The 9463-nt window shown below is 72.3% G+C and carries 7 protein-coding genes; 3 read left to right on the top strand and 4 right to left on the bottom strand.

Annotation, left to right across the window (positions count from 1 at the left end):
• Window positions 1-62: 62 nt before the first annotated feature.
• Window positions 63-1526 carry a M23 family metallopeptidase gene (locus ACJA3G_RS21345; protein ID WP_406554620.1) on the top strand — a complete coding sequence of 488 codons (1464 nt, stop codon included), beginning with the start codon at window positions 63-65 and terminating at the stop codon, window positions 1524-1526.
• 64 nt (window positions 1527-1590) lie between these two features.
• On the opposite strand, the gene pcrA is transcribed toward ACJA3G_RS21345, so the two are convergent.
• Window positions 1591-4056 carry a DNA helicase PcrA gene (gene pcrA / locus ACJA3G_RS21340; protein WP_406554619.1) on the bottom strand — a complete coding sequence of 822 codons (2466 nt, stop codon included), beginning with the start codon at window positions 4054-4056 and terminating at the stop codon, window positions 1591-1593.
• Between the two features lie 219 nt (window positions 4057-4275).
• On the opposite strand from pcrA, the gene ACJA3G_RS21335 reads away from it, so the two are divergent.
• Window positions 4276-5466: an NlpC/P60 family protein gene (locus ACJA3G_RS21335; RefSeq protein ID WP_406554618.1), complete on the top strand. Its 1191-nt coding sequence runs from the start codon at window positions 4276-4278 to the stop codon at window positions 5464-5466.
• Window positions 5467-5515: 49 nt separating this feature from the next.
• On the opposite strand, the gene ACJA3G_RS21330 is transcribed toward ACJA3G_RS21335, so the two are convergent.
• Entirely contained in the window at window positions 5516-5869 is a 354-nt protein-coding gene (locus ACJA3G_RS21330; protein ID WP_101389673.1) for a hypothetical protein, read from the bottom strand.
• 325 nt (window positions 5870-6194) lie between these two features.
• Here ACJA3G_RS21330 and ACJA3G_RS21325 point away from each other — a divergent pair, with 325 nt between their 5' ends.
• Window positions 6195-7277 (top strand): NlpC/P60 family protein, encoded by a 1083-nt coding sequence (locus ACJA3G_RS21325; protein ID WP_406554617.1) that lies wholly within the window; start codon window positions 6195-6197, stop codon window positions 7275-7277.
• Here the strand turns inward: ACJA3G_RS21325 and ACJA3G_RS21320 are convergent.
• Together ACJA3G_RS21320 and ACJA3G_RS21315 are read right to left on the bottom strand one after the other, a co-directional pair.
• Entirely contained in the window at window positions 7241-8377 is a 1137-nt protein-coding gene (locus ACJA3G_RS21320) for an alpha/beta hydrolase (protein ID WP_406554616.1), read from the bottom strand. The two genes, ACJA3G_RS21325 and ACJA3G_RS21320, sit on opposite strands and share 37 nt — an antisense overlap.
• Window positions 8377-9463: alpha/beta hydrolase (locus tag ACJA3G_RS21315; protein WP_406554615.1), on the bottom strand; the 1087-nt coding region annotated here is incomplete at its 5' end. The genes ACJA3G_RS21315 and ACJA3G_RS21320, both read right to left, overlap by 1 nt.

The following is a 9463-nucleotide window of genomic DNA, read 5'->3' as shown; positions in this document are numbered from 1 at the left end:
ACCGGGAGCCCCTCCCCAGGGCCCCGGACCCAGGTCCTGTTGCCGAGGCGAGAGAGAAGTTGGTGACTGACCAGCACGCCCACGCCGGGTACGCCGGATACGACGGCCACTCCACGGCGGACGCCACCGGCGCCCTCGGCACCGACCCGCTCTTCGGTGCTCTCCCCGGCGACTACGACGCGCAGCACACCGGCACGTACGACACGGGCCAGTGGAACGCCTACGGCGCGCAGCAGTACCAGCAGCAGACTCAACAGCAGACTTCGTACGACACCACCGGCCAGTGGACGATCCCGGCGCAGTCGGCCGGGCCCGATGTCACGGGGCAGTGGGACGCCGACGCCTGGAACCAGGCGCAGCAGACCGGGCAGTTCGAGACCACCGCGTTCGCGTACGACGCCGCCTACGACACGACCGGCCAGTGGACCGTGCCCGGCGCGGGATACGCGGCGGGCACGTACGACGAGACCGGGACGTACAACACGGCCGCCTGGAACGTCGGTGTCGAGCACATGGGCGGGCACGACACGCCGCCCGCGCAGACCGGCACCGGGCATGAGCAGGCATACGAGCACGGCTCCGCGAGCGGGTACGGGAGCGGGCAGGACGAGGCGGCGGCCGAGGGCACCGCGCAGTTCCCCGCGTTCGACACCCAGTTCCCCGTGCTCGACCTGGACGCCGGACCTGCCGAAACGCCGCTCGCGGAAGAGGAGTCGGACCCCGAGGGCGCGGCCGAGCCGGTGGCCGCGGTCGCCGCGGCCGGTTCCGGGCGCCGCCCCGCGGGCAGCCGCAGCCGTCGGCGCAGTCCGGCCAAGCGGTCCGCCCTGCTGACCGTCGCGGTGCCGTCGGTGTGTGTGATGGGGGTGGCCGGGGTCGCCGCGGCCTCGGTGAGCGGGCTCGGCGGCGAGGGCAAGGACGCGCACACGGCGGTCACCGCCTCCGACCCGTCCTCGGTCAAGCCGGTCGCCGCCAACAGCAAGCTGGACACCCAGCTCGCCAACCTCAGCGCGGAGGCGGGCGACTTCGCCGACCGCGCCAGCCGGACGCAGGAACGTCTCGACCTCAAGGCCCGTCAGGCCGCGGAGAAGCAGCGCAAGGCGGAGGCCGCCGCGCGCAAGGAGGCCGCGCGCCCCAAGTTCCTGCTGCCGGTCAAGCAGCGGGGCCTGAGCGCGTACTTCGGCCAGGCGGGCGTCAACTGGATGTCGGTGCACACCGGCATCGACTTCCCGGTCTCGTACGGCACGCCGGTGATGTCCGCGATCGACGGCACGATCCGTACGCAGTGGAACAGCGCCTACGGCAACATGGCCATAGTGACCGCCGCCGACGGCACCGAGACCTGGTACTGCCACCTCTCCAGCACCAAGCTGCGGTCGGGGCCGGTCAAGGCCGGTGACGTCATCGCGTACTCGGGCAACTCGGGCAACTCCACCGGTCCGCACCTGCACTTCGAGGTGCGCCCCGGCGGCGGGTCGCCGATAGACCCACTGCCGTGGCTGCGCGGCCACGGGCTCGACCCGACCTAGGCCGAGCCCCCGGCCGGGTCCGAGCCCGCGCGCTCTCCGCGGAAACGGTCTACAGCTTCTCCGTCTACAGCTTCTCCACCGGCGCGTAGCGCAGCAGCAGCTTCTTGGGGCGCTCGTCGCCGAAGTCGATCGTGGCCTGGGCGTCCGAACCCGACCCGGTCACCGACACCACCGTGCCCAGACCGAACTGGTCGTGGGTGACGCGGTCGCCGACGGTCAGCGCGATCACCGGCCTGTCGCTGGTGCGCCGGGTCGCGAAGCCCGAGGCGCCCGCGCGCGTCCGCGAGGCGGACGGTCCCCCGCCGAGACCCTTGCCCGAGACCGGTCCGGCCGGGGCGGCCATCGGTCCGGTGCGCTTCCACTCCAGGTGCTGGCCGGGGATCTCCTCCAGGAAGCGGGAGGGCGGGTTGTACGAGGGCTGGCCCCAGGCGCTGCGCATCGAGGAACGCGTGAGATACAGCCGCTCGCGGGCGCGGGTGATGCCCACGTACGCCAGCCGGCGCTCCTCCTCCAGCTCCTTGACCTGGCCCAGCGCCCGCATGTGCGGGAAGACGCCGTCCTCCATGCCGGTGAGGAACACCACCGGGAACTCCAGGCCCTTGGCGGTGTGCAGGGTCATCAGCGTGATGACCCCGGAGCCGTCCTCGTCCTCGTCGGGGATCTGGTCGGAGTCGGCGACGAGGGCGACCTGCTCCAGGAACTCGGCGAGGGTGGGGGTGGGCGCGTCGGCGCCGTCGGTCCCCTCCGCCTCGCCGCGCGCCTGCTCGAACTCCAGGGCCACGGCGGCGAGTTCCTGGAGGTTCTCGATCCGGGTCTCGTCCTGGGGGTCGGTGGAGGCCTGGAGCTCGGCCAGATAGCCGGTCTGCTCCAGGACCGCCTCCAGCACGACGGCCGGGCCCGCGCCCGAGTCGACGATCGTGCGCAGGTCGTCCATGAGCTGGTTGAAGCGCTTGACGGCGTTGGCCGAGCGGGCGGCCATTCCGTACGCCTCGTCGACGCGGCGCAGCGCCTGCGGGAAGGTGATCTTCTCGCGCAGCGACAGCGCGTCGATCATCGCCTCGGCGCGGTCCCCGATGCCGCGCTTGGGCACGTTCAGGATGCGGCGCAGCGGGACCGCGTCCTCCGGGTTGGCGAGGACGCGCAGATAGGCGAGGACGTCACGGACCTCCTTGCGCTCGTAGAAGCGCACACCGCCGACGACCTTGTACGGCAGGCCGACGCGGATGAAGATCTCCTCGAAGACACGGGACTGGGCGTTGGTCCGGTAGAAGATCGCCACGTCACCGGCCTTGGCGTCGCCCGCGTCGGTGAGCCGGTCGATCTCGTCGGCGACGAACTGCGCCTCGTCGTGCTCGGTGTCGGCCACGTAGCCGGTGATCCGCGCGCCCGCGCCCGCGTCGGTCCACAGGTTCTTGGGGCGGCGGCTCTCGTTGCGCTCGATGACCGCGTTGGCGGCGGAGAGGATCGTCTGCGTGGAGCGGTAGTTCTGCTCCAGCATGATCGTCTTCGCGTCCGGATAGTCCTCCTCGAACTGGAGGATGTTACGGATCGTGGCGCCGCGGAAGGCGTAGATCGACTGGTCGGCGTCACCGACCACGCACAGCTCGGCCGGTGCCTCGTCCTTCCCGGCCGGGCCGACCAGCTCGCGCACCAGGGTGTACTGCGCGTGGTTGGTGTCCTGGTACTCGTCGACCATCACATGGCGGAAGCGGCGGCGGTAGTGCTCGGCGACGTCCGGGAACGCCTGGAGCAGATGGACCGTCGTCATGATGATGTCGTCGAAGTCCAGCGCGTTGGCCTCACGCAGCCGCGCCTGGTACATCGCGTACGCCTGCGCCAGGGTCTTCTCGAAGCCGTCGACGGCCTGGCCGGCGAAGGTCTCCTCGTCGATGAGCTCGTTCTTCAGGTTCGAGATCTTGGCGCTGAAGGACTTCGGCGGGTACCGCTTGGGGTCGAGGTCCAGGTCGCGGCAGACCAGCGCCATCAGACGCTTGGAGTCGGCCGCGTCGTAGATCGAGAACGACGAGGTGAAGCCGAGCTTCTTGGACTCGCGGCGCAGGATCCGCACACAGGCGCTGTGGAAGGTCATCACCCACATCGCGTGCGCCCGCGGGCCGACCAGCTGCTCGACGCGCTCCTTCATCTCGCCCGCGGCCTTGTTGGTGAAGGTGATCGCGAGGATCTGGCCGGGGTGGACACCGCGGGTGGCCAGCAGATGGGCGATGCGGTGGGTGAGCACCCGGGTCTTGCCGGAGCCCGCCCCGGCCACGATGAGCAGGGGGGAGCCCGCGTGGACCACGGCCGCGCGCTGGTTCTCGTTCAGCCCCTCCAGGAGGGTCGCCGGGTCGACCACCGGGCGCGGGGCGCCGTCCCGGTAGTACGCGTCGTGGCTCGGGGGTGCGTCGAAACGGCCCTGGAAGAGGTCGTCCGGCACCTCCTCGCGGACCGGGCCGTCCTCGGGCGGCGGCGGGTGCTCCTCCTCGGAGGGCTGGAGGTCCGCCAGGAAGCTGTCGTCAAAGAGGCTGCTCATCGTCTCCCGAGTCTAGGACCCCGCTCTGACAGCCCGCTGCCGCCTTCGCAGGAGACGAACCAACGACTACGGAGCGTAAAGGTCACAGGAATGTATCGGGCCTGTCGGACATCAACCTTCCCAGTGACCGCACGAGTTGGCTAGCGTGCCGCCTCAACCGGGAACGCCCCCGTCCGGGGACCGCACCCGCCCGGCACGATCCGTAAGGAGGTGTCGGCCTTGCCCTCCCACCGCAAGCCGCGCACCCGCATACGTCCGGCCGCTCCCGCCGTCGGCATCACCACGGCCGCGCTCGCCTCGGTGGGCATGCTGGCCCAGAGCGCGGGCGCGGCGCCCGGCGGCCCGGAGCCGACGGTCGAGGAGGTCCAGCGCAAGGTCGACGACCTCTACCGGCAGGCGGGCACGGCCACGGAGACGTACAACCGGGCCAAGGAGGCCACCGAGGTCCAGCGCGCCCGGGTCGACGGCATGCTCGACCAGGTCGCCCGGGGCACCGCCCGGCTGAACGACACCCGCCGGGTGCTCGGCTCCTACGCCGCCGAGCAGTACCGCACCGGCGGCATGGCCTCGACCGTGACCCTGATGCTCGCGGACGACCCGCAGGCCTTCTTCGACCGCAACCACCTGATGAAGCAGCTGACCGGCCGCGAGGAGCAGGCGCTGCGGGACTTCGAGACCCAGCGGGCGGGCGTCGCTACCAGGCGCGCGGAGGCGGCCCGGGGTCTGGAGCGCCTGACCACCTCCCAGGAGGCGCTGCGGGCCGGCAAGCGGGACGTGCAGTCCAAGCTGGCCGCCGCGCGCACGCTGCTGGGCACGCTGACCGCGCGGGAGAAGGCGCGGCTGGAGGCGCTGGAGGCGAGGAAGCAGGAGGAGGCGCGGAAGAAAGCGGCGGAGCTGGCCGCGCGGCAGGCGGCGGCCAGGAAGGCGGCGGAGGCGGCCGAAGCCGCCGAGGCCGCGAAGAAGCCACCGAAGGACACGGGCACGGGCACGGGTACGGGTACGGGTACCGGCTCCGGGACCGGCACGGGCGCCGGCTCGGGGGCGGGCACCCCGTCCTCCTCCACCAAGGCCGCCAAGGCCCTCGCGTTCGCCCGCGACCAGATCGGCAAGCCGTATGTGTGGGGCGCGACCGGGCCGTCCTCGTACGACTGCTCCGGGCTCACCCAGGCCGCGTGGAAGGCCGCCGGGGTCGATCTGCCGCGTACCACCTGGGACCAGGTCAAGACCGGCACCCGGGTGGCCACGGATGATCTGCGCCCCGGTGACCTGGTCTTCTTCTACGACGACATCAGCCACGTCGGTATGTACATCGGCAACGGGATGATGATCCACGCGCCGAAGCCGGGGGCGTACGTACGCGAGGAGTCGATCTACTACATGCCGATCTACGGGAGCGTGCGCCCCGCGTAGCGGCGTGCGCGGTGCGCGCCCCTGTGCGCGCCCCTGTGCGCGCCCCCGCTCACGTCCAGAGCGTCGCGATGAAGATGTTCGCCACGGTCAGCCCGCCGACCGCGCCGAACAGCGCCTTCTCCACCTTCTCGTCGTCGCGCTTCACATAGACCAGCCCGAGGATCACCACCAGGACCGCCAGCTTGAGGCCGATCTTGGCGGTGTTCACGGAGTGGTCGTCGGCCTGGTTCAGGCCCACCAGGGCCACGCCCGTGACCAGCATCGTCAGCGCGCCGTGCAGCATGGCGGGCACGAAGCGCGCGGTCCCGGCACCCATCGCCTTCATCTGGGTCAGGAAGCCGCCCAGCAGCGAGGCGATGCCGATGATGTGCAGGGCGACGAAGACATTGATGAGTACGTCCATGGTCCGCGAGCCTAGCCACCCGGTATCACGGAGCGGCGGGCAGGTGTGCCCCGTCCGGCTCCTCGGTCACAGCGGCACCGGGAAAGGGGCTCACTCGATGGCGGACCGGTCATATCCGGTCGCGATAGCGCCGGAACAGAACACTTAGCGCTTTGCGTCACTCCCCCGTGTCACCCAGGTTTAGCGTCCTCCCCCAGGCGACCTACTCCCCATCGCCGCTCCCTCGGGGCGCGGCCATCGGTCGCCGGCCGAGAGATCCGGCGGCGGGCCGTTCCCCCTGTGCGGTCCGTCGCCGGATGCGCACGGAAGGACGTGAAGGCACCTCGTGGCTGCACATCGAAAGCCCCGGCAGCACCCGCTCACCGGCCCCGCCGCCCGCACCGCGGCGACCCTCGCACTGGCCGGGGCCGCCACCGCCACCGCTTTCGAGGGCTCCGGACACGCCGAGCCCCGGCTGACCCCGGCCGAGGTCAAGGCCAGGGTGGACAGGCTGTACCAGGAGGCCGAGGTCGCCACCGAGGCGTACAACGGCGCCAAGGAGAAGGCGGACGACGCCCAGAAGGCGGTCGCCGCGCTCCAGGACGAGGCCGCGCGCAAGGCCGAACGGCTGGGCAGCGCGCGCAACGCGCTGGGCTCGATCGCCACCGCCCAGTACCGCACCGGCGGGGTCGCCCCCGCGCTCCAGCTGATGCTCTCCTCCGACCCGCGGCGCTACCTGGACGACGCGGCCTTCCAGGAGCGCGCCGGGGACCGGACGGCGACCGCCGTCGCCGGGGTGCGCCGACAGCTCGCCGAGCTGAAGCGGCTGCACACCGCCGCCGACGGCCGCCTCACCGAGCTGCGCGACCGGCAGGCCGAGCTCAGGCACCAGAAGGAGACCGTCAAGTCGAAGATCGACTCGGCGCAGGCGCTGCTCGCGCGGCTGACCGCCGAGGAGCGCCGGGCGTACGAGAGCCAGGACGGCGCCCGGGCGGACGCGGGCGCCACCGGACGCGCGAGCCGCTCAGCCGCCCCCGGTTCGCCCGTCGCCGCCCCCGCCGGGCTGCTCCCGGCGCCCAGCGGCCGGGCGGCGGCGGCCGTCGCGTACGCCTTCACCGCGCTCGGCAAGCCGTATGTGTGGGGCGCGACCGGGCCGTCCGCGTTCGACTGCTCGGGGCTGACCCAGGCGGCCTGGAGCGCGGCGGGCGTCTCGCTGCCCCGGACCACGTACACGCAGATCAACTCGGGCCCCCGGGTGTCCCGTTCCGACCTCGCCCCCGGCGACCTGGTCTTCTTCTACTCGGGCATCAGCCACGTCGGGCTCTACATCGGCGGCGGCCAGATGATCCACGCGCCGCACCCGGGGGCGCCGGTGCGGGTGGCGCCGATCGATCAGATGCCGTTCGCGGGGGCGACCCGGCCCGCCTGACCGAGCTCCTTGGTGAGCCAGCGGAAGACGTCGGGCACCTGGTGCTCCCAGACGCTGCTGCGGTGGCCGCCGCCGTTGAGCCGGACGACGTGGACGGTGGTCGGCGCCTTGGCGGCCTTCTTCAGGGCCAGGCCGTCGTTGTAGCCGTCGCCGAGGTCGCCGGAGACGAACAGCGAGGTGTGCGGAGGGGTCTTGGCGTTCTTGAGGATCCACAGCGGGTTGGACTCGCGGCGCAGCTTGGGGTCGTGCGCGGTGATCGAGGCGCCCTCGGCGGCCGGGTCGTTGTAGCCGGAGAGGTCGACGCCGGCGCGGTAGCGGTCCGGGTGCGCGACCGCGAGCTTGGCGGCGCAGTGGCCGCCCGCCGAGTACCCCGCGACGGCCCAGCCCTCGGGGCCGGTGGCGGCCCGGAAGTTGTCGGTGATCATCTTCCGTACGTCCACGCTGATCCAGGTGTCGGCGTTGACGGTGCCGGGCACGTTGGCGCAGCCGGTGTCGCGGCCGTCCAGGAGCGTGGTGCGCGGCGAGACGAGGATGAACGGCGCGACCTCGCCGCGCTGCATCATCGGGGTGAGCTGGCGCTGGGTGTGCAGCGAGCCGAACCAGGCGCCGATGGAGCCGGGGTAGCCGGGCAGCAGCTCCACCACGGGGAAGGCCTTGTCCTTGTACGCGGGGTCGTTGTACTGCGGCGGCAGCCAGACCGCGACATCGCCCTCGACGCCGGAGATCGCGCCCTTGAGCGTGGTCTTCATGACGCCGTTGCCGACCTTGCCCTTGTACTCCTTGAAGACCTGCTTGACCTTGGGCGCCGCTGCGGCCTTCTGGCCGCCGGTGCCGTCGGGGCCGAGGTCGGGGGCCGCGTTGACGTGGTTGCCGGTGCCCAGCAGGTCGTCCCAGTTGTCGTACAGCCCGTTGGCGTTGTTGACCAGCACGAAGACGACGAGGACCGCCGTGAACTGGGCGAACAGCAGCATGAGCAGCCGGGACGCCCCGCGCACCAGGGCCGGGCCGCCGATCCGGCTCCACAGGAGCAGGGGCAGCAGCAGGGCCACCGCCGCCACGAGGACGGCGGTCAGCAGGAAGGGGGTACCGGTCAGGCTCATCACGGACGGGAAGAGCCGCTTGTCCTGGCGGGAGTTGCCCCGCTTTGCGAGGCCTTTACTCTTCCGGTACTTGCTTCCCGGGCCACGGGCCCAGCGACGACCCCGCTGAGCCAGCGGAAGGCCGCCGGAACCAGCGGGCGCCAGACGGTCACGCGGTGGCCGCCGGTGGAGGGGACGACGGTGACGCGGGTGGGCGGCTTCGCGGCCCGCCGCAGCGCCATCGCGTCGTCGTACCCGTCGCGCCGCTCACCGGTGAGGTAGAGCGAGGCGAGCGGGGGCCGGCGGGCGTGGGTGAGGATCCACAGGGGGTCGGTGGTGCGGCGCAGCCGCGCGTCGTGGGCGGTGATGGAGTCGGGTTCGGCGGCGGGGTCGTTGTAGCCGGAGAAGCCGACGGCGGCGCGGTAGCGGTCGGGGTGCGCGAGCGCGAGGTCGGCCGCGCAGTGGGCTCCCGCCGAGAACCCGGCGACCGCCCAGCCCTGGGCGTCCCCGCGCGCCCGGAAGGTGTCGGTCACCATCTTCCGTACGTCCACGCTCAGCCAGGAGTCGGCGTTGACCACGCCCGGCGCGTTGGCGCAGCCGGTGTCCCGGCCGGGCAGCAGGGTGGTGCGCGGCTCGACGAGGATGAACGGCGCGACCTCGCCGCGCTCCATCATCGGCCGCAGCTGCGTCTGCGCGTCGAGGTTGTTCCACCAGTCCCGCGCGGAGCCGGGATACCCGGCGAGCAGCTCGACGACGGGAAAGTCCTTGTTCCGGTACGCCGCTTCGCCGTACTGCGGCGGCAGCCATACGTACACCTCGCCCTCGGCGCCCGAGACCGCGCCCCTGAGATGGGTGAGCAGCAGCCCCGGGCCGAGGCCGGACTCCCCGGTGACGGGGGTGAAGGCCTGCCGGACGCGGGGCGCGGCCCGCAGGTCCCGGCCCCCGGTCCCGTCGGCGCCGAGGTCGGGCGCGGCGGCGACATGGCTCTCGGTGCCGAGCAGGTCCCCCCAGCTGCCGTAGAGCCCGTACCGGTCGTTGACGGCGACGAACACGGCGACGACGGCGCTGACCTGAGCCACGAGGACCATCCCGAGCCGCACCCCGGCC

The sequence above is a fragment of the Streptomyces sp. YS-3 genome, assembly GCF_045257485.1.
GTDB lineage: Bacteria > Actinomycetota > Actinomycetes > Streptomycetales > Streptomycetaceae > Streptomyces.
Note: the sequence above shows the minus strand (reverse complement) of the source record. Positions and strands in the feature narration are given on the sequence as shown.

What these genes read in the sequence shown, in the direction of transcription:
- pcrA (WP_406554619.1), bottom strand. Translation starts at nt 4,056, where the DNA reads ATGAGCAGCCTCTTTGACGACAGCTTCCTGGCGGACCTCCAGCCCTCC.
- ACJA3G_RS21320 (WP_406554616.1), bottom strand. Translation starts at nt 8,377, where the DNA reads ATGAGCCTGACCGGTACCCCCTTCCTGCTGACCGCCGTCCTCGTGGCG.
- ACJA3G_RS21330 (WP_101389673.1), bottom strand. Translation starts at nt 5,869, where the DNA reads ATGGACGTACTCATCAATGTCTTCGTCGCCCTGCACATCATCGGCATC.